General features: G+C 60.8%; 19 protein-coding genes. 4 read left to right on the top strand and 15 right to left on the bottom strand.

The annotated features are described in order from the left end of the window. The 15 genes from nosZ to ACXAC3_RS18320 all read right to left on the bottom strand — a co-directional run bounded on the left by nosZ (nucleotide 1) and on the right by ACXAC3_RS18320 (nucleotide 16,023). Entirely contained in the window at nucleotides 1-1,908 is a 1,908-nt protein-coding gene (gene nosZ, locus ACXAC3_RS18390) for a TAT-dependent nitrous-oxide reductase (RefSeq protein ID WP_475163271.1), read from the bottom strand. A 15-nt stretch (nucleotides 1,909-1,923) separates the two neighbouring features. Then, a complete protein-coding gene (locus ACXAC3_RS18385) occupies nucleotides 1,924-4,101 on the bottom strand; it encodes a 4Fe-4S binding protein (RefSeq protein ID WP_475163270.1) in 2,178 nt (725 codons plus the stop codon). Continuing rightward, entirely contained in the window at nucleotides 4,092-4,466 is a 375-nt protein-coding gene (locus tag ACXAC3_RS18380; RefSeq protein WP_475163486.1) for a DUF2946 family protein, read from the bottom strand. The genes ACXAC3_RS18385 and ACXAC3_RS18380 overlap by 10 nt, the downstream gene beginning before the upstream one ends. A gap of 180 nt (nucleotides 4,467-4,646) precedes the next feature. Next, nucleotides 4,647-4,910, bottom strand: coding sequence for a hypothetical protein (locus tag ACXAC3_RS18375; protein WP_475163268.1), 264 nt, complete (start codon nucleotides 4,908-4,910; stop codon nucleotides 4,647-4,649). Continuing rightward, on the bottom strand, nucleotides 4,867-6,420 hold the full coding sequence (locus tag ACXAC3_RS18370) for a cytochrome D1 domain-containing protein (RefSeq protein ID WP_475163267.1): 1,554 nt from the start codon (nucleotides 6,418-6,420) through the stop codon (nucleotides 4,867-4,869). Before ACXAC3_RS18370 ends, ACXAC3_RS18375 begins: the two co-directional genes overlap by 44 nt. Further along, nucleotides 6,395-7,609, bottom strand: coding sequence for a heme d1 biosynthesis radical SAM protein NirJ (gene nirJ / locus ACXAC3_RS18365; protein ID WP_475163266.1), 1,215 nt, complete (start codon nucleotides 7,607-7,609; stop codon nucleotides 6,395-6,397). The genes ACXAC3_RS18370 and nirJ overlap by 26 nt, the downstream gene beginning before the upstream one ends. Before the next feature lie 4 nt (nucleotides 7,610-7,613). Continuing rightward, on the bottom strand, nucleotides 7,614-8,096 hold the full coding sequence (gene ahbB / locus ACXAC3_RS18360) for a siroheme decarboxylase subunit beta (RefSeq protein WP_475163264.1): 483 nt from the start codon (nucleotides 8,094-8,096) through the stop codon (nucleotides 7,614-7,616). Then, the gene (locus ACXAC3_RS18355; RefSeq protein WP_475163262.1) at nucleotides 8,093-8,542 is read right to left on the bottom strand and encodes an Lrp/AsnC family transcriptional regulator; all 450 of its coding nucleotides are present in this window, start codon (nucleotides 8,540-8,542) and stop codon (nucleotides 8,093-8,095) included. Before ACXAC3_RS18355 ends, ahbB (ACXAC3_RS18360) begins: the two co-directional genes overlap by 4 nt. Beyond that, on the bottom strand, nucleotides 8,539-9,528 hold the full coding sequence (gene ahbB / locus ACXAC3_RS18350; protein WP_475163259.1) for a siroheme decarboxylase subunit beta: 990 nt from the start codon (nucleotides 9,526-9,528) through the stop codon (nucleotides 8,539-8,541). Before ahbB (ACXAC3_RS18350) ends, ACXAC3_RS18355 begins: the two co-directional genes overlap by 4 nt. A 3-nt stretch (nucleotides 9,529-9,531) precedes the next feature. After that, on the bottom strand, nucleotides 9,532-10,677 hold the full coding sequence (locus ACXAC3_RS18345; protein WP_475163255.1) for a cytochrome D1 domain-containing protein: 1,146 nt from the start codon (nucleotides 10,675-10,677) through the stop codon (nucleotides 9,532-9,534). Then, complete coding sequence (locus ACXAC3_RS18340; protein ID WP_475163254.1) at nucleotides 10,674-11,024, bottom strand: c-type cytochrome; 351 nt, start codon at nucleotides 11,022-11,024, stop codon at nucleotides 10,674-10,676. The genes ACXAC3_RS18345 and ACXAC3_RS18340 overlap by 4 nt, the downstream gene beginning before the upstream one ends. Beyond that, nucleotides 11,017-11,778, bottom strand: coding sequence for a uroporphyrinogen-III C-methyltransferase (gene cobA, locus ACXAC3_RS18335; RefSeq protein WP_475163252.1), 762 nt, complete (start codon nucleotides 11,776-11,778; stop codon nucleotides 11,017-11,019). The genes ACXAC3_RS18340 and cobA overlap by 8 nt, the downstream gene beginning before the upstream one ends. Before the next feature lie 201 nt (nucleotides 11,779-11,979). Then, complete coding sequence (locus ACXAC3_RS18330; protein WP_475163250.1) at nucleotides 11,980-12,381, bottom strand: cupredoxin domain-containing protein; 402 nt, start codon at nucleotides 12,379-12,381, stop codon at nucleotides 11,980-11,982. 54 nt (nucleotides 12,382-12,435) lie between these two features. Next, nucleotides 12,436-14,223, bottom strand: a complete 1,788-nt coding sequence (locus tag ACXAC3_RS18325) for a NapC/NirT family cytochrome c (protein ID WP_475163249.1) — start codon at nucleotides 14,221-14,223, stop codon at nucleotides 12,436-12,438. 123 nt (nucleotides 14,224-14,346) lie between these two features. Then, entirely contained in the window at nucleotides 14,347-16,023 is a 1,677-nt protein-coding gene (locus tag ACXAC3_RS18320) for a cytochrome D1 domain-containing protein (RefSeq protein WP_475163247.1), read from the bottom strand. 234 nt (nucleotides 16,024-16,257) lie between these two features. Between ACXAC3_RS18320 and ACXAC3_RS18315 the strand changes: the two genes are divergently transcribed. From ACXAC3_RS18315 to ACXAC3_RS18300, 4 genes are all read left to right on the top strand, one after another. Beyond that, complete coding sequence (locus tag ACXAC3_RS18315) at nucleotides 16,258-17,439, top strand: NnrS family protein (protein WP_475163242.1); 1,182 nt, start codon at nucleotides 16,258-16,260, stop codon at nucleotides 17,437-17,439. Between the two features lie 98 nt (nucleotides 17,440-17,537). Further along, on the top strand, nucleotides 17,538-17,987 hold the full coding sequence (locus tag ACXAC3_RS18310) for a c-type cytochrome (RefSeq protein ID WP_475163240.1): 450 nt from the start codon (nucleotides 17,538-17,540) through the stop codon (nucleotides 17,985-17,987). Nucleotides 17,988-18,002: 15 nt separating this feature from the next. Next, nucleotides 18,003-19,370, top strand: a complete 1,368-nt coding sequence (locus ACXAC3_RS18305; protein WP_475163238.1) for a cbb3-type cytochrome c oxidase subunit I — start codon at nucleotides 18,003-18,005, stop codon at nucleotides 19,368-19,370. A 5-nt stretch (nucleotides 19,371-19,375) separates the two neighbouring features. Next, nucleotides 19,376-20,185 (top strand): AAA family ATPase, encoded by an 810-nt coding sequence (locus ACXAC3_RS18300; RefSeq protein ID WP_475163236.1) that lies wholly within the window; start codon nucleotides 19,376-19,378, stop codon nucleotides 20,183-20,185.

Genomic DNA, 20,185 nt, shown 5'->3' with positions numbered 1-20,185 from the left:
TTATGCTCCCTGCGGTTCGACCAGCATCCGGCCGCGCATTTCCATGTGCAGCGCGTGGCAGAACCACTGGCAATAGAACCAGTGCACGCCGGGACGGTCGGCAGTGAAGGTGATCGACGCGGTTGCCATCGGTCCGATCTCGAAGGCGATGCCGTAGTTGCCCAGGCAGAAGCCGTGGGTCACGTCATCCACGTCATCCAGGTTGGTGACGAAGATTGTCACCTCGTCGCCCTGTTTGACGGTGAACTTCTCAAGGCTGAAGGTCGGGGCCTGCGAGGTCATGTAGACCCGCACCTTGTTGCCATCCCGGATCGGTTCCTCGGCACCTTCTTCCAGATCGATGCCATCGGCTTCGGCCTGTTTGCGGGCGTCTTCCCATGTGACGTCGTTGCGGTCCCACACGTTGACCGGGTTGACGATGTCACTGCGCACGATGATCGAGTCATGCGGCTCGGCAAAGGTCGGACCGTCGTGAACCACCTTCATCTCGTCTGTCGAGATGTCGATCAACTGCTCGTTCTCTGGCTTCAGCGGACCGACGTTCAGGAAGCGGTCTTTCGAGAACTTGTTCATCGAAATCAGCCACTTGCCGTCAGCATCCTTGGTTTCACCCATCGAGGTCGAGTTATGTCCCGGCTGATAATGCACGTCGACCTTCGAGATGATCGGGTCCACATCGGCGCCACCGTAGGCTTCGATTGCCTTTTCGATGTTCCACTTCACGATCTGGCTGTCGAGGAACAGCGTGGTGAACGCGTTGCCCTGACCGTCATAAGCGGTGTGAAGCGGGCCAAGACCCAGCTGCGGCTCACCCACGATGCACGACCGAGGATCGGCATCGCTTTCGAACAGGGCGTCCAGCTTGGTGACGTCCATGATCGACACGGTCGGCGACAGCTTACCGTTGATGCAGACGTGCTTGCCATCAGGCGCAGTGTTGATGCCATGCGGCGAGTTCGGGATCGGGATGTAGCGGGTGTAGTTCTTGTTCTGACCCTTGCGTCCGTCCAGAACCTTGACGCCTTTCAGCTCCTGATAGTCGCCGGCTTCGATGCCTTTTTCGATTTCAGCAAGGTTGAAGACAACAACGTGGTCCAGTTCGTTCTCGGTCATCTCGGCCAGGTTCATACCCATTTCCGAGTTGTACGAGGTCGAATAGGCGTATTTGCCCTGATAGTCGCAGTCGGTGTTGTCGAGGTTCCCCGAAACGATCACCTGCCATGCAACTTCCATGGTATCGCCGTCCAGCGCGGTGAAGATGTTCACGTATTGCGACGGATCGTCCAGTACGGTGCCATCATTGACCAGCGGCGTTTCATCTTCGCCGTTGGCAAAGACATAGCCGGTGCGCGGGAATTTCTGCGGACGCAGACCGTGGATCGCCTTGGCATTCGGGATCTCGGTGATCTTGTCGCATTTCATCACATCGCAACGCACACGGGCAACGCGGGTGTTGGCCTTGTCGTTCATGAACAGGTAACGGCCATCATAGGTGCCATCGGTGAACGACATATGCGGGTGGTGAAGGTCACCGTTGTCATAGGTTTTCATGCCGCGCTTGGCGAGGAATTCCTTGGTTTCCGGCAGCAGACCATCGGTCATGATCTTCAGCGACTCATTGGTCTGACCCCAACCCGTGGCCGAGCAACGATTGAACACCGGTACCCGCATCAGCTCGCGCATGGACGGGAAGCCCAGGATGCGCAATTCGCCGGTCTGACCCGAGGACCAGAAGCCGTAATATTCGTCCAGCTCACCGGGCTGCAGGTTGGCATTGGCCGCAGCGCTGGCCTGTTTCGCGGTCATCAGGGTCGAGCCCAGACCGGTCCCGGCCAGCACAGCGCCGGTTGCGGTCGCACCCAGCATCCCACGGCGTGTGATGTTCAGTTTGTTGTCTTGTTCCGACATGATCGTTCCTCCTTTTTAGGAAACGGTTTGCGGTTTGGCGTTCGGATGGTTCGCCGGTGGCTGTCCGAGAGGGGTCTTCATCTGGACCGACCCCGTCTTGGCCCGCCGTTTCAACTGGCGGATGACGACGGGACATTTCGTCTCGGACTGGTAGAGCACCTGACAATGCAGGCAGGTGACGCACTCGTTCGGATTGATCTCACCAGTGGGGTGGATCGCCTGAACGGGGCATTCGTTGGCGCAGGTCTGACAGGGGCTGCCACAATCGGGATAGCGGCGCAGCCAGTCGAACATGCGGATGCGGGCGGGGATGGCCAGCGCTCCGCCCAGCGGGCAGAGATAGCGGCAATAGAACCGTTCGATGAACAGCCCGATCCCCAGCAGAGTCAGCGCAAAGACCACAAACGGCCAGTCGCGCATGAATTTCAGGATGATCGCGGTCTTGAACGGCTCAACTTCGGCATATTTCTCGGCCAGCGGGATCGAGACGAAGCTGAGACCGAAGAGACCCAGGAAGATCATGTATTTCGCGGGCCAAAGCCGCTCGTTCAGACCCCAGGGCAGCGTCCATTGCGGCACTTTCAACGCTCGCGCGATCTTGTTGGTCAGCTCTTGCAGCGCGCCAAATGGGCAGAGCCAGCCGCAATAGGCACCCCGGCCCCAGAACAGCAGCGCGGCGGCGACCGCAAACCATTGAATGAAGACCAGCGGGTCCAGCAGGAAGGCGTCCCACGAGAACCCGGAGCGCAGGCTGCCGGCCAGTGCCATCAGGTTCACGACGCTGAGTTGCGCATTGGCGTACCAGCCGATGAAGAACAGCGTCATTGTCAGGTATCCGATGCGGAACCAGTAGAAGACCCGCGCGTTCATCGTGGCGTGAAACTGGAAGAAGAACGTTGCCGTCAGGACCAGCAGCATGACGCCCAGAACACCGATTTCCACCGTGCGATCTTTCCAGATACGCTGCCACAGCGCGGCCTTGGCGGCGGCTTCACCGGTAGCATCGTCGACGACAGCAGGGGCGGCAACCGGCATCAGGTACTGTTCGGGCAGTTTGTAGCCCAGATCGAAGGTCAGGAAGGTCTTCTCAACCGCGCCCACGGCGCGCTGCACCAGCAGTTGCAGGCGGAACGGCTCGGCCGGGTCGAACTCGGCCTCAGCGGGGATTTTGAAGATATCCAGCTCGGTGAAACTCGGCGCATCAGCGGCGGCAACCCTGCCAAGACGCTCTTGCTGCTTGTCAAAGAACCGGACCGAGCTGTCGCCCTGGATCAGCTGAATCCGGTCGAATATCCCGCCGCGCACATAGCCAGAGCCCTTAAAGCTGTAGGTCCCGCGCCCCAGTACCAGAATGGCCTGTTCGCCCTCGTCCAGCCACTCGGTCAGGTTCTGATACTCAGCCTCGCCCAGAAGGGACTTGCCAATCGAGGGAACGGACACCAGCGCCATGTGCATGTCGATGAAAGTGTCGTCCGGCTCGCCCGGTTCGGGGCGTTTGATGGCGCGTTGATCTCCGGTAGCTTCGAACGCGGCATTGACCTGACCGACATCCAGTGTCAGCCGCCGCACCGAGCCGTCGCCAGACAGGGTGGTCCAGTCATAGATGGCATTTTTTGCCATATCGACTTCGCGCTTCGGCCCGTCGGCCTGCAACGGAGACAGGCCGCCCAAACCCAGCGCACGGGCGACCTTGATGCCGCCGCGCACAAGGCTGTCGTCGATCACCATGATCGTGACCGTCGCGCCCGAGATAATGTCAAGGTCATGCCCCTCGCCCCCGGTCTCGGCCTCACGTTTGAGGTCCAGACCGGCATAGCCTTCGGTCAGTTCGACCATGCGGGAATTTGGGATGCCGATCAGAACGATGGGTTCCGAGTGTTTGACCAGTTTCACGCCGGTCAGAACCGCATCGTCATCAATGGCCGCAACAACGTGAATGGGCTTGCCGGAATAGCCTGTCGTGCCGACAAAATCTGAGGTCAGGAAGGCCCAGGCGACAGGCTCGCCCCCTTTCAGAACAGGGGCAACGGGCACGTCGTCGCGCACCGGACCAAAGGCATCGGCACCGGGGACCAGATCAGCGGGTGCGATATCGGGCAGAAAGCTGGCGAGGCTGTCGGCACGGGCACTGATCGCGATCAGGCAGGACAGAGCAAAGGCCAGCAGGAATTGGATTGCGCGACTTACGACCACGGCGCACCTCCGATAGTTTGGGTGGACACCATGGACACGCGCAGGGCGCGTTCGGTTCTGTATTCGGGCGCGGCCGGGGGGCCACGGGTTTCAGGCCAGAGCCAGCCGGAAATGGTCGGCTCGGGCCGATCGCGCAATTCGGTTTGAGCAACACACACGAACGGGGGTCGCGCCAGTTCGGCCGGATCGGTCAAAGGGCCGGCCGATGTTACGGCGCACAGGGCACAGTCGGCACATTTCGGACAGGGTACGGTTGGGTCTTCGGTTCCCTCTTCGAGGTCCACCTGAACCCAGACCGCCCCTGCCTCCGAGCAGATCTCCACCCACATGCTTTGCCCGGGACTCGCCAGCGCCGGACCAAGCATTTGCAACAGCAGAAGAAGGATGCCCGCCAGTGCACACATGACGCGGGAGACGCGAACAGGGAGAGTGTGCAGAGGGTGTTGGGCGGGCATGGAGAATCCAACTCGGCAGTCTTTCCTGTGACCTACGGGATTCTCGCGGACGAAGACTTGACTTAGGTCAGGTTGCCGCGAAATTACCGCCTACTCATCAGCCTCATCCATCAGGCCGCGCACCCACCGCCCGGCCAGCCAAGAGGCCGGGATACCCAGCGGTATCGACCACAGGATTGCGGTGACCGGTTCGATCACGCCAAATCCGGCGCTGTTGGCAATCAGACCGGCCAGAAACAGGTTGATGGCCACGGTCAGCGCCGTGGCCGGGTACAGCAAAACCGCCAGCTTCCAGACCGGCCATTTGCTCTCAGTGGCTGGTGCCTTCCGAGAAGGTGATTTTGTTCCAGACATTGTATTTTCCCGAAGGTTTGCGCATCGGCAGGCGGCGGACCTCTTCCAGCGTCTGCGCGTCATAAACGATCACTGCGCCGTCATCCTCCCAGATCGAAACCAGCGCGTGACTGCCGTCCTTGGTGAATTCCACATGCGCGACGGTTTTGCCGGGGGCGGGGCGCAGAGTTTTCACGATTTCAAGGCTTTGCTTGTCGATCACATGCATCGCGTCCTTGTTCGGCCCAAAGAACACATCGGCCCAGACATAAGGCGAATTCTCATGGCTGCGCATGAAAAAGCCCGGCCCTTCGGTCTTGATCCGCTTGATGGTTTCCCAAGTTTCCATGTCGATCACCGACACGGTGCCATCGGTCAGATGCGGCGTGGCCATCACGGTTGTATCTCCATGTTTCCACGTAATGCCCGACCCCAGATGCGGCATGCCCGGCAGGTCCAGATCGGCCACTTTCTGACCGATGACAAGGTCGATTACCTGACCCCCCTTGCCGTCTCGGGACGCGCCCATGACGTATTCATAGCTTTGGTCGAAAAAGAAATCGTCCAGATAGTCCGGCGTGGTGATCTTGCGCACTGGAAAGGGGTCAGGGTTCTTGAACTGTCCCTCGATGCGGAAATCGTGACCGATGCCGAATTGCGGCGGGTTGGCACCGTAGAAAACCTCCCAGATTTCAGGGACGTCTTTCAGCGCCAGTACAAAGCTTTCACGCGGTGGGGCCTGATAAACGGCGGACACACGGCTGGGTCTGCCCTTTTTACTTTTGATGTCGATGACTTTGGCAACCGAGAGGTCCCCGGTCGACAGAAGGGTCAGGCTGTTGGGCAGGTAATTCGCCACCGCCACCCACTTGCCGTCACCTGACATGGCGATATTGCGGCTGTTCAGTCCGGCGCGCACGCGGCCTACCTGTTGCAATGCCCAGATGTCGTATTTCTGGACCCAGCCATCGCGGGACATGATGAAAACATAGCGGCCATCGGGGCTGAACTTTGGCCCGCCATGCACGGCGAAGGGGGTCTCGAACCGGTCCAGAACCTCGAACGTATCACCGTCCAGAACGCTGACATGGTGGTCACCGGTTTCCACCGCCAGCGTGATGTTCATCGGGTCGCTGGGCCAGATAGGTGCGTCCACCGGCACGTAATCGTCGTCGAGAATACGGCTGGCCATAATCTCGGCTTCACCCCATTCCGGATTGGTTTCCAGCGGAGATTTCAGCCAACCGGCCAGTTCTTCGATCTGCAACGCATCGAGTTCCTGCGAAAACGCAGGCATTTGCGTCGCGGTGCGGCCTTCGGCAATCACTGCGGCCACGCGAGGGCCGCGCATCCGTTTCAAAGTCTCGGGGATCAGGGCCGGACCAACCCCGCCCAGACGGTTTTCACCGTGGCAGGATGCGCAATGTTCTGCATAGTCCGATGGCGCGTCAGCCCAGGCGGTACCAGCCAGCAGCAGCGAACAGAACGTGCCGATTTTCAAAGTGTCAAAAGAACTGATGTGCCGGATCATGACGTTTCCCCCGGAACGGCGTCACCTGCAGGCGTTCGCCCGCATCCTCGACGCCGATTTCTTGATTAGAGAGGTAGCAGGCCGGGTCTTCGGCCCAGGGATCTCCGGTCAGTTGCAAGGCGCGGATGCGGGTATTGCCGCCACAGACGTCTTTCAGCTGACAGGCTCCGCAGCGCCCCTTGAGCGGGCGCGGGCGGGTGCGCAGCATGGCGAGCATCGGATCATCGCTGGTCCAAAGCTCGGAAAACGGCTTGGTCTTCACATTGCCGACCGTATAGTCCGACCAGTAGGTATCGGGGTGGACCCGGCCCAGGTTGTCGATATTGGCGACACCCAAACCGCTGGAGTTGCCGCCCCACGCCGCCAGGTGTTCACGCACATGGGCTTCTTTTTCGTCGTCGAAACGCGCGCGGACCCAGTTCAGGAAATACCCTGCATCGGCGTCATTGTTGCCGGTCACGATATCCAGCGGGCGCCCGCCCGAGGCGGCTTCCCACGCGCGTTCCAACAACAGATCCAACCCCTTGCGGGTGCGCAGATGCTCGGCGTCTTCGCCCCGGTTCTTGTCGCCACGCCCGGCATAAACGAGGTGAGACAGATAGAACTTGTCAACGCCTTCGTCGTCGCACAGCTGCAACAGATCAGGCAGATGGTGCTGCGTGCCCTCGGTCAGGCAGAAACGCAGACCGACCTTGATACCGCGTTTCTTGCATTCTCTCACGCCGCGCAGGGCATCGGCAAAGGCACCTTCGACACCCCGGAACCAGTCATTCGTGGCACCGATCCCGTCCAGCGAGATACCAACATAGCTGAACCCTACATCGGCGATCATGTCGGCGGTTTCGTCGTAAATCCGTGTGCCGTTGGTCGACAGCGCCAGCATCGGCACCAGATCGCGGGCCCGCTTGGCAATATCAAAGAAATCGAACCGGTCCAGCGGTTCCCCACCCGAGAGGATCAGGGCCGGGACGCGAAATTGGCCCAGATCCTCAAGGGTTACCATGGCTTGCTCGTGACTGAGCTCACCCGGGAACGCAACATCCGCCGAGACGGTGTAGCAATGGCGGCATTTCAGATTGCAGCGCCGCGTCAGGTTCCAGATCACCACCGGCTTTACAGGGCCGGGGCGGCGTTTGCGCACCGGAGTTGGATTGACCAGTTGGTGCATATATTCGGTCAGGCGGAACATGGTCTCAGCCTTTCGCTTTCAGGCGCAGCCCGGTCTTTTTCAGAATGCGCGTGGAATAAAGGATGTCTTTGGCCCGACAGGCGTCGCCCAGAATGGCCGTGATTTCGGCGCGCTTTTCCTCGACCTCAACCCGGTCCGAGCCGTGGACCATGGCGAACAGGTTATAGGGCCAGTCGGGCAGGGCGCGGGGACGCTCATAGCAATGCGTCACAAAAGGCAGTGCCCCGATTTGTGCGCCCAGTTCGGCGATGCGGTCGTCATCGACATCCCAGACAGTCATGCCGTTGGCAGTCATGCCCAGCTTGTAATGGTTTGGCGCAGCAGCGATGCGGCGGATCACACCCCGCGATTTCAACCCGGCAAGGCGGTGCAACAATGTGTCCTGATCCATGCCCAGGGATTCGGCAACCTGCGCATAAGGCGCTGGCACAAGCGGTAATCCGCCCTGAAGCGCCTCAATGATCTGTCTGTCAGTGTTGTCGATCATGCCGCCACCCGGAAACCGATAAAAAATTCCTGTAATTTGGGGAAACGGAGAACTGCGATCCCCGTTTCCCGTTCGATGGCATCGGCGGTGGCCTCGATCCCCTCGGGCGTTTCGGTGGCCAGCACGAACCACATGTTCAGCCGGTGCGTACGCTCATAATTGTGGGCAACCTCGGGGTGCGCATTGACTTTGGTCAGGACGGTTTCGAATTTCCCGGCCGGAACCGCCATGGCGCACAGGCAGAAGGCGCCCCCCATGGCGGCGGCGTCGAAAAACGGGCCAAAGCGCGTGATGACACGGCTGTCTTTCATCCGGGTCAGACGATGCAGCAACTCGCTTTCTGAGATGCCAAGCTCATCAGCAACAGCTCCATAAGGATGGGGGGTCAGCGGCAGATCATCCTGCATCCGGTTCAGGATTGCGCGGTCGGTTGCATCCGGTGTCATGCGGCGGCCTCCTTTGGCTGGATCAGCGCACCGGTCTGTTTGAAACAACGGGTCGAGAACAACACCTTGTGCTGTGCGCCGAACAATTCGGGCAGGGCTGCAGCGCCGGCAAGTACCTGCCGCGCCTCGTTGCGCGAACGTGCGTGTATCATCGAATACAGGCGATAGGGCCAGATATCCGCGATCGGACGGCGTTCATAGCACAGCGTAACGCCGGGATAGGCAGCCAGCGCGGGCCCGGCCCGGTCCACCTGCTCGGGCGGCATGTCCCAGACCACCATCGCGTTGGCGGACCAACCAAGCGCGCGGTGCCGCACGATGACCCCCAGACGCGAGATGATGCCAGCGCCGTGCAGGACCTGAATCCGCACCATCACATCCTGCGGGTCGCGGTCCAGAGACCGGGCGAGCGCAGCATAGGGATCCGCAACCAGATGCAGGCCCGAACTGAGCGCCTGCAGCAACGCGCGGTCACCGTCCTGCATTGCGGAACGGTCGATCCGGCGCGGCTTGGGTATATTGTGGGCCTGGCCAGACATGCGAAAACCCAGATCAACGTTGAACGGGCGCACAAGGCGCAGGTCCAGAACCTGAAGGCCCGTCCGCTGTCCGATCCGGGCCAGAGTGTCGTCCACATGCGCACGGTCGGGGCCGGTGGCAACGAACCAGAGGTTCCAGTTGTCCTCGCGCTGATAATTGTGGTTCACACCCGGTTCGGCGTCGATCAGGGCCGCGACCTCTTCCACACGCGCATCCGGGGCGGCGACTGCGGCCAGAGTGCTGGCCGAAACCGCGCCGGGTGCAATTGTCGCGCCGACCCGGGTGATGCGACCCGTGGCCCGCATCCGGTTCAGGCGGTCGAGGACTTCGGCCTCGTCAAGACCCAGCGCGTCGGCCAGCGATTGAAAGGGGCGTTCGATGACAGGAAAGTCGCGCTGGAATTCATCCAGCAACCGGCGGTCAATCGGATCGGTAATATGGTCCATCTGTTACAGCCCCGTTCTGTGCGCCCGAGCGGTAAAGAAGATGCCGGATGGGCTGTCCGCTTCGATTTCGCGCAATTTTTCAAATGTTTGCGTGTCGTAAATCATAACCTTTCCGGCATCGCGCACGCTGATCCAGACCTCATGCCCGCGGGGCGTGAACTCCATATGCAGAACGGCGGGGCCGGGTTTAAATTCGTGGATGACCTGTTTGGTCACTGAATCGATCACCTGAATCGTGTCGTTCAGCGGATGGGCGAAATTCACCCAGACCTGCCGCCCATCGGGTCGGGCCATGGCAAAGACCGGCTGGCCGTGGGTCTTGGTGCGCCCGGTTTCGTGCAGCGTGTCGGCGTCGATCCACAGAACCTCGTGATGGCCGACGGCGGGCAGGACAAACTCGCGCCCGGTCAGCGCCCAGCCTTCAAGGTGAGGCATTTTGTAGACGGGCATTTCGTCTTGCCCGCGGCCGTAATCGGGCAGCACCCGGATCGGTTCAGGGCTGTCGGACCACAGGTCCAGCGCGGTCAGACCGTCCTCGCCAAACAACCCGGTGATATAGGTGCGGCCATTGGCGGTGATCAGCGCGTCATAGGGGTTTTTGCCCATGTCCGGAATTTTCGTGATCTCGGGCGCGCCCGCGGCGAAATCGGCAATCCAGGTTTCACCCGAGTCCCACATGGTGAACACGAACCTGCGGCCGGGCGCGTCGACCAGACCGATGGTTTTTCCGCCCGTGGGGATGTCTGCGACCATCTCAAGCGTATCCGCATCAAAGACCCGCACGCCGCCGGGTTCGTAATTTGACACCGCAACCAGCTTACCATCGTCCGAAATCGCGCCACCGATGGCGTTACCGGCCTGCACCACGCGCCCCGCGATCTGGCGGGTGACGATGTCTACCTTGGTCAGCCCGCCGTCGCGCCCGAACACATAGGCAAAACGTTCATCCGGCGAATAGACCAACGAGGCATGGGACAGATCGCCCAGCCCTTCGATCCGCGCCAGTGCCGCCCGGTCAGACTGGTCGACCAGCAGGACCGAGCCCGTGGCCCGTTCGATCACCAGCCCCAGATCCCCGGTTGCGGTAGGTTCAGCGCTAGCCGTTGTCATCATCAATGCGGCCGCAAGGCCAAGAACGATCTGTTTCATTTTGCCTCCTGTTCCAGCAGGTAACGGGCGATCCACTCGGCCTCTTCTTCGCTGATCAGCGGTCGCCACGGGGGCATCGCCGTGTCGGGAATGCCGTCGAGGATCACACCGGTCAGGATGTCGGGGTCGTAATGCTGCAGGGATTGGGAACGCAGATCCGGGCCAAGCCCACCTTTCAGCGAGAGCCCGTGGCAGGAACCGCAGTCCTGATGCACAAGGCGTTTCAGGGCACCGGGGTCGATGGCGTCTGCGGCAAAGGCCGACGTGGCCACCAACACGGCGGTTGTCAGAACCGCATGCGCGGTCCAGCCCGGCCGCCCGCTGTATGTGTGCGTGACGCTAGCCATGCGCCTGCTCCAAAAGTTCTGCAACAGGCCGTTCTGCGTAGAGCGAGACGACCTGCCCGATGATGAATAATGTGGGCGCCTTCAACCCGGCCTCGCGCACATCGGCCGCCAGTTGGTCGAGCCGCGAGACAACCCGTCGCTCGTCCGGTGTGGTGGCGTTTCCGACCGCCAGTACCGGCGTCGCGCCGGGCAGGTTCTCGGTCATCAGCCCCATCGCGATCTGGCCGATATTGGCGACGCCCATATAGACCACGAGGGTCAATTCCGGGTCGGCCAGACGCTTCCAGTCCAGATCCAGAACCTTGTCGGCCTGACGATGGCCGGTGACATATTGGACCGATGTCGCGAGTCCGCGATGGGTCAGCGGCACGCCGGTGGAACAGGATGCGCCTTGCGCGGCGGTGATCCCCGGCGCGTATTCGACAGCGATTCCCCGATCCGTCAGATAGGCGGCTTCTTCCGAGCCGCGGCCAAAGATCATCGGATCGCCACCTTTAAGACGCGCCACGGTGTGACCGGCGCGGGCCTCCTCCAGCAAAATCTCGTTGATCCGGTCCTGCGGAACGGTGTGGCATTTCGGAGCCTTGCCAACCGGGATTAGCCGCGCGTTTTCCGCGTGCATGGCGAGGATGTCATCCGAGACCAGCCGGTCATAAACCACCACATCGGCTTCCTGCAGCATGCGCAGGGCGCGCAGGGTCATCAGCTCGGGGTCGCCGGGGCCGGCACCAATCAGGAAAACCTTACCGCTCATCTTGCAAACTCGCTTGTTCTGAATGCTTTCGGAACCCGGGCCCGCAGTATAAATCCGGCGCGATTACAGGACGTTGCTGGGTGAACCGGGCGTGTCATGGGGGCAGGTTGGCGCAATCGCAAATCAACCTCCTTGACATAAGTTAAGGAGCGCGGGATTTGCCCCGCGCCCCTTTGTCCTGCCTGTATGTCCTGCCCCGGCTCAGGGTTCGACAGTGATCATTCCGATCATGTTCTGCGTTTCCCAATGCGGCCCGCACAGATAGTCCTGCGGACCGGGTGTAAGGAAGGTCAGATCAACCGTTTCTTCGGGGAACAGCCGGTCGCTTTCGGGTTCGCTGCCGTCTTTCAGCAGGACCGAATGGCTGGTGCGTTTGTCGACATTTACCCAGCGGACCGTAGTGCCGGCCTTCACGGTCAGCTCGAACGGGCAGAAGTTGTATTTGTACATGAGCACCACTTCGGCGTCCTCTACGGCCGAGGATGGCTGACCGAACAGCTCGACGTAACGCGCCTCGGCTTCGGCGCAAATCTCGGCGGCATCATCTGCCCATGCCGGGGCCGCCAGTAATAGCAGGACAGGAAGAAGGCGGTGGGGTTTCATCGTCTAAATCTCCGTTCCGAAAAGGGTGAGGGCCGGATCATCCGGCCCCCTCCGTTACTGTTTCACCACGTTGATAAAGGCCGCGTCGTCATCCAGCGCCAGGCTGGTGTCCAGCGTCACATGGTGGAACCGCGCGGCGGCAAAGTCGTCGTGGATGGCGAAGCCGACGGTGTAGGTCTGACCCGGCTCCAGCGGCACATCACCGGGCGCGCCGGAGTTCAGTGGCCGGGTAAAGACCACGGTCCACATACCGCCGGACAGGCTGGCCGAGGCGGCGATTTCACCGTCATTCACCACGCGCTGTTCCAGCAGATAGCCGTTGGTGGCGCTGCCATCGGCATAGACGCGCATCAGGTCCAGATAGGTGCCGTCGGCCAGGTACTGCTCAATCTGTTCGGCAGCCTGCAACTTGTCCCAGCCACCCAGCGGCTTACCGCGGCGACCGCGGGTTTCAATCTCAGTACGGCTTTCGCTGATGTACTTGGTCACCGTGTCCTGAGCTGCCATGCGGCCAGTGAAATCGCCATTTGCGGCGATCGCGTCGGCGCCCGGATCAAAGGGCATGTAGCTGTTGTCGGCGTGGCACGAGGCCCAGCAGCCCACCTGATCACCCATCTCGATCCCGGTGCCGGTGATCATCATGGCAACCTTGATCTGGTTGTCGGGGTCCATCTTGCCACCATCAACAAACGGGGCAGGGTTATGGCCCGCATCCGGCCATTGCAGACGGATGTACAGGTTCTCGTCATCATGCGCCGCCTGAACGGTTGCGTCGATGACACCGCGTTTGCCGGGGATCGGCGTGGGCTCAAGATCACCACCCGCAACGATCTTGTTGCCGATCGTGTCAAGTTCCTTGGCATGGCAGGTGGTGCATTGGTCACCACCCTTGGTCAGCGGACGGGCCCCGCCATGCAATTTACCGTTCTGGACCCACTCAAACGAAGCCTGCCCGGGGTAGAACAGTTTCAGATCGGCGCTGGCAACGGCGTTCCAATCGATATCCGCTCCGACATCGCTGCCTCCGCCACCCGCAGGTGCGGCGGCTTCTTCGCCGGCGGCCTTGGCACGTTCTTCAGCAACGGCGGCGTCAACAGCGGCTGCGATCTGGGCCTGCACGGCCTCTTGCTGAGCCGCGCGGGCGGCTTTCTCAGTTTCGGCCTCGGCGGCTTCCTTGGCTTCGATCCGTTCAAGGCTGGCCATGTATTCGGCCGGAATTTCACGGATAAAGGCCGGGTTCGGTGCTTCTAGCTTTTCCAGATACTCTTCGTCGGCCCGGTCACGCGCATCCGAGTGTGCAATCCCCTTGTGGCAGTCAATACAGGTTTGGCCAACCGTCATCGCGTTCAGGTGCTGCTGGCGCGCGCGGGGTTTCTGAAACTCGGGCATCATCGATTCGAAATCGTGGCAGTTGCGGCATTCGCGCGAGTCGGTGGCTTTCATCCGTTCCCACTCATTCATGGCCAGATGCACGCGCTTGGCTTCGAATTTCTCACGCGTGTTGATGGATCCGACCATTTTGCCATAGAGCTCTTTGGACGCCTTGATCTTGCGGATCATCTTGTGGGTCCAGTCCTTGGGCACGTGGCAATCGGAACATACCGCGCCCACGCCGGACCGGTTCACGTCGTGGATCGTGCCGGTGTATTCCTCGAAGACGAAATCGCGCATCTCGTGGCACGAGACGCAGAATTCCTTGGTGTTGGTGGCTTCCATGGCGGTGTTGAACCCGCCCCAGAAGATGATGCCGCCTGCAAAGGCCGCGGCGATGCCGGCCACGGGCATTCCCCACAGGAAATACCGGCGCCAGATTGGTGGTTTTTTATCCGGTTCGGAGGTCATATCCGGGCTCCGTTTGGCTGTCTTGACTGGCGCGGCTTGTCAGGCCGGCGCGTTTGGCTGATGGGGAAAACGGGGAAAGGGCGGGCGAGGGGCCCGCCCTTTCCGAAGTTGGCGCAACTTGCGTCAGGTGACGTGGTTCGAACGGTTGTAGACGTTGAACTTGCCGGTCGGGGCAAACAGACCCTTCACGCGGCCGATCTCTTCCAGCGTCTTGGCGTCGAAGATCACGATCTCACCATTCGCCTCTTTCGAGGTCGAGCGGTTCCACTTGGAAACCCAGACCTCGGAACCGTCCTGGTTGAACTCGAAGTGGACGGCGACGTTGCCTTCCTCTTCGGTGATCTGGATCGTTTTCACGATCTCACCGGTTGCCTTGTCGATGACCTGCACCGATTGCTGGATCTCAGGCTCGGGGTGCTTGGTCTGGTCGGCCCAGATGTAATCCGATTCCGGGTGTGTCCGGATGAACAGACCGGGTCCGTCGGTTTCAACCTCAAAGCAGACCTTCCAGGCGTCGTCCGGGCGACCTTCGGGGTCGTTGCCCCAAACGGTGACCGTGCCTTCACCCAGGTGGGTTGTACCGGCAACCGGGCCGCAATTCGGGTCATCCCAGTTGGCGCCCGGGCCGGGGTGCGGCAGCGGCGCAGTGTCGATCAGAGCTTCCAGCTTATGGGTCTCGGTATCGACCACGACCATCTTGTTCGACGCGTTTGCGGCGATCTGGAAGTAGCGGCCGGTTGGATCGAAGAACCCGTCATGCAGGAATTTGGCGCTGTCGATCTTGTCGATCCGCAGGTTGTCCAGGTCGGAGTAATCCACCTGCCAGAGCTGACCGAGTTCCTTGACAGCCACGATCCATGTGGGCTCGTTCGGGGTCGTGTAGATGGCGGCCACGCGGGCCTCTTCCACATAGTCCCCGTCCACATTGTAGCCGCGGGTCGAAACGACCTTTTTCGGCTCCATGGTTTCGGCGTCGACGATGGCGAAATGCGGCGGCCAATAGGCCCCGCCGATCACGTATTTGCCGTCACCCGATACGGCCACGTCGCGGGCGTCATAGCCAATGGTGACCTCGGCAACCAGCATGTTCTCGGGGTCCTGCCACAGGTCGATCTTGGTCATCTTGCCGTCGCGGCCCATGGTGTACCAGAAGCGGCCCGGGTTTTCCGGCTCTTCCAGCTTGTGGTGCTCGGACGCTTTCAGAACGTGCACAGCGTAGCCTGTCGGGATATGCGCCAGCACCTCCTTGGTGTCGCCGTCGATCACAGCCACCTTGCCCACGTCACGCTCGATAACCACGAAGAAATTTTCCCAGTTGCGGCCATGCAGCGGCTCGGTCGGGTAATCTTCAGGTTCGACATAGACCTTGCGGGTCGCCATCATCTGCTCAAGCGACATTTCCGGCGGTTTCGGCGGTTCCATCTGGATGTAGGTCGCCATATCGCGGATCTCGTCCTCGGACATCACGTCCGAGAAGTTGTTCATCCCGCCTTCGGTCCCCCAGGCGATAATTTTTTCAAGCCGTTCCTGTCCCAGTTTCAGGGTGCCGGACTCGGTTACGGTTCCATCGGCATTCTTGGTTTCCACCAAGGGTTCAAGGCTTTTACCGGTCGCCCCTTTGCGCAGCACACCGTGACAGCCGGCGCAGCGTTCAAAGTACAGTTGTTTGGACAATTCAAAGGCTTCCTTGCTGAGGGTTGGCTCTTCGGCGAGGGCTGGTGCGGCGACGCTGCCCAGCAACATCGCCAAACCGACCCCAAAGGCGCGGCCGGTTTTGTTGTAGCTGATTCCAAGTGACATGATCACTCTCCATTTGCGTGGTGAGGCATTTGCGAGGGTGAGACATCGCCGCGGTACACTCCTTGACCAAAGTCAACACAGGGGGTGCAAATCGTGGCGCGGGCGGGAAAAAACGCTGAAAAACCGGACAGAAAATCTGTGTTTCAGGGTCATATTTTCCGGTCGGTTTGATTTTGGTTAAGTCGCGGGCGCATCCGGGTTGCTAGGGCAGAGGAAACGATAAGGAGAGCAGCCATGGCCGCAGTCATCACCCGGATTTTTGGTGAGGGGTTTCGTGTTTTCTTCCTCTCCGCAGGACTTTACGGCCTGTTTGTCGGGCTGGTCTGGGGGCTGTGGCTGACGGTGCCCTACATGACCCCGGATTATGGCATGGCACCGCCCATGTGGCATGCGCATGAGATGATCTTTGGGTATGCCACCGCCGCGCTGGGCGGGTTCTTTCTGACCGCCGTACCGAACTGGACCGGCGCGCCGGACGCGCGCGCGCGATTCATAACTCTGGCCGCCGGTCTGTGGCTGGCGGGGCGGATGGCGATGTGGTTTTCGGGAATGTTGCCGCCGCTTCTGGTGGCTGTGATCGATCTTGCCTTTGTGCCAATTCTGGCCGCCAAGATCGCCACTCAACTGATCCGCCGCCCGAAACCTCAGAACATGATTTTCCTGTTGCTCCTGACTTTCATCTGGGTTGCCGACCTGCTGACCCATTTGGAATGGATGGGGGTCACGGATGACACATTGCAGACGGGGCTGCGCGCCGGGCTGCTGACGCTTTGTGCGATGATCGCCATTCTGGGCGGGCGGATCACGCCGGCCTTTACCCGCAATGCCATGAAGCGCGCCGGAGCGCCCGAGGCGGATTGGCCTGTCTCAGTGGCCGCGCTGGACAAGGCGGGCATGGTTCTGGCCCTGGCCCTGCCGCTGATCATACTGGTTCTGGGCATGCACCCGGCCGCCGGGATGGCGGCGCTGGTACTGGGCATTCTGCAGGTTCTGCGCATGGCCCGCTGGCGTGCGCGCTGGACGTTGCGGCAGCCGATCCTGCTCGCGCTGCATCTGGGTCTGGGCATGCTGGCGCTGGGCCTGGTTCTGTGGGGGCTGGCGGTGGTCGGCTTTGGCAACGAAGTCGCCGCCCTGCATGTCCTGGGTATTGGCTGCGTGGGCGGTATGACCCTTGCGGTCATGAGCCGCGCCGCGCTCGGCCACAGTGGCCGCGCGCTGGTGGCGCCGGGGCCGATGGTCGTGGCTTATGGGCTGATGGCCATTGCTGCCCTGTCGCGCTGGATCGGCGCGGACCTGAACGCGGGCTATCTGGTGGCGATGCTGGTGTCGGATGGGCTGTGGATTGGCGCCTTTGCCCTCTATCTGATCGCCATGTGGCCCGCGCTGACCGGACCGCGGGCGCCCCGCGCCGGGTGAAATGACTTCGCTTGGCCCGTCTTGACTTTCGTTAAGGCAGTGCCGCGCAGCGGCCGCCATGCTGACCCGGCAAGCTAATCTGCGCAAAGGAGAGCGCAATGCGAGAAGTCATGACCAAGAGCATGGCTCGCAACATTTTTTATGGCGGGTCACTGTTCTTTATCCTCATATTCCTGGCCCTGTCGGCCCATTCCCACCTGTATATCGTGAACTCCGAAAATGCGGCGAAACTCGATGACAGCGTGGTGCGGGGCAAACACGTCTGGGAAAAACACGCCTGTATCAACTGCCACACGATTCTGGGTGAAGGCGCATACTTCGCTCCCGAAGTGGGCAACGTGATGACCCGTTGGGGCGTGCTGGACGACCCGGAATCGGCCTTCGAAGCCCTCAAGGGCTGGATGGAGGCGCAACCGACCGGCATTCCCGGTCGCCGGCAGATGCCCAATTTCAACCTCAGCGACGAAGAAATCCGCGACCTGACCAACTTTCTGATCTGGACGGACAATATCGACGCTCAGGACTGGCCGCCCAACGAGGCGGGCTGAGAAGGGAACGGAGCAATGAAATACGAATCCCAAAAAATCGCCTATGCCTACTTTGCGGTAGCTATGGCGCTGTTCGCGATCCAGGTGCTGGGCGGTCTGCTGGCAGGCTGGATTTATGTGTCCCCCAATTTCGTCAGCGAACTGCTGCCGTTCAACATCGTGCGGATGCTGCACACCAATGCGCTGATCGTCTGGCTGATCCTTGGCTTCTTCGGCGCCGCGTACTTCCTGATCCCGGAAGAGGCCGAGCGCGAGATCCACTCGACCAAGCTGGCCTATCTGCAGCTGATCATTCTCGTGGTCGGTACGCTGGGCGTGGTGCTGACCTATACGTTCAACCTGTTCGAAGGGAACTGGTTGCTGGGCAAGGAGGGGCGCGAGTTTCTTGAGCAGCCGAAATGGGTCAAGGCGGGCATCGTCGTGGCCGCGCTGATCTTCCTTTACAACGTGTCGATGACCGTTCTGAAGGGTAAGAAAACCGCCATCACCAACATCCTGCTGTTGGGTCTGTGGGGTCTGGCATTGCTGTTCCTGTTCGCCTTCTACAACCCGGGCAACCTGTCTTTGGACAAGCAATACTGGTGGTATGTCGTCCACCTGTGGGTCGAAGGCGTTTGGGAATTGATCATGGCCTCGATCCTGGCCTACCTCATGCTGAAGCTGACAGGTGTAGACCGTGAGGTCGTCGAGAAGTGGCTTTATGTCATCGTCGCCGCCGCGCTGTTCTCAGGCATCCTTGGCACCGGTCACCACTATTACTGGATCGGTACGCCTGCGTACTGGCAGTGGATCGGTTCGATCTTCTCAAGCCTTGAGGTGATCCCGTTCTTTGCGATGATGGCCTTTGCCTTCGTCATGGTCTGGAAGGGCCGCCGGGACCACCCCAACAAAGCGGCGCTGCTGTGGTCGCTGGGCTGTGCCACACTGGCCTTCTTCGGTGCCGGTGTCTGGGGCTTCCTGCATACGCTGCACGGGGTAAACTACTATACCCACGGCACGCAGATCACGGCAGCCCACGGCCACCTGGCTTTCTACGGTGCCTATGTCTGCCTCAACCTGGCGATCTTCACCTATGCCATGCCGATCCTGAAAAACCGTGACCCGTATAATCAGGTTCTGAACATGGGGTCGTTCTGGCTGATGACCAGCGGCATGGTCTTCATGACCTTCGTGCTGACCTTCGGCGGCACCGTGCAGACGCATATGCAACGTGTGGTCGGTGACTACTTCATGGATGTGCAGGACCAGATCGCTATCTTCTACTGGATGCGCTTCGGCTCTGGTCTGGTTGTGGTCATCGGTGCGCTGCTGTTCATCTACTCGATCTGGGTACCCCGGAAAGAGATCATCGAACCGGGCGCAGCTGAAACCCCCGCGGAGTGATGGAAATGGACGGCTCTTTACAACTGGGAACGGGGGCGGCAAGCGCCCCCTTCTACCTGCCTCAGGGCGACGAATGCGACGTGTTCGCCGCCGCTTATACCAACAACCTGCCGGTCCTGCTGAAAGGGCCGACAGGCTGCGGCAAGACCCGCTTTGTGGCCCATATGGCCGCCAGCCTCGGTCGGCCGCTTTACACCGTGGCCTGCCAAGACGATCTGGCGGCCGCTGACCTGATCGGGCGTTACCTGCTGAAAGGCGGCGAGACCGTCTGGGTCGACGGGCCGCTGACCCGCGCAGTCCGCGAGGGCGCCATCTGCTATCTCGATGAGGTGGTCGAAGCCCGCAAGGACGTCACCGTCGTGCTGCACCCGCTGACCGACGACCGGCGCATCCTGCCGATCGACCGCACCGGCGAAGAGCTTGAGGCCGCCCCCGGCTTCATGCTGGTCGCCTCCTATAACCCCGGATACCAGAATATCCTGAAAACCCTGAAACCCTCGACCCGTCAGCGCTTTATCTCGCTGGAATTCGACTTCCCGTCGCCCGAGATGGAGGCAGAAGTCGTCGCGCAGGAAAGCGGGTTGGCGCTGGAGCGTTGTAAGCCGCTGATCCGGTTGGCGAACAAGCTGCGCGGGCTCAAGGGTCAGGATCTTGAGGAAGGCGTTTCCACCCGTCTGGTCGTCTATGCCGCGACGCTGATCGCACAGGGCATGTCCACCGACCGCGCCATCCTTGCCGCGATGATCGAACCTCTGACCGATGACGAGGATATCAAACGCGGGCTCCTCGATCTTGTCACGGCTGTCTTTGGGTGA

The sequence above is a fragment of the Ruegeria sp. ABV4_181 genome, from assembly GCF_056158465.1.
The sequence above is the reverse complement of the archived record's forward strand: the minus strand, read 5'-3'. Positions and strand labels throughout refer to the sequence as shown.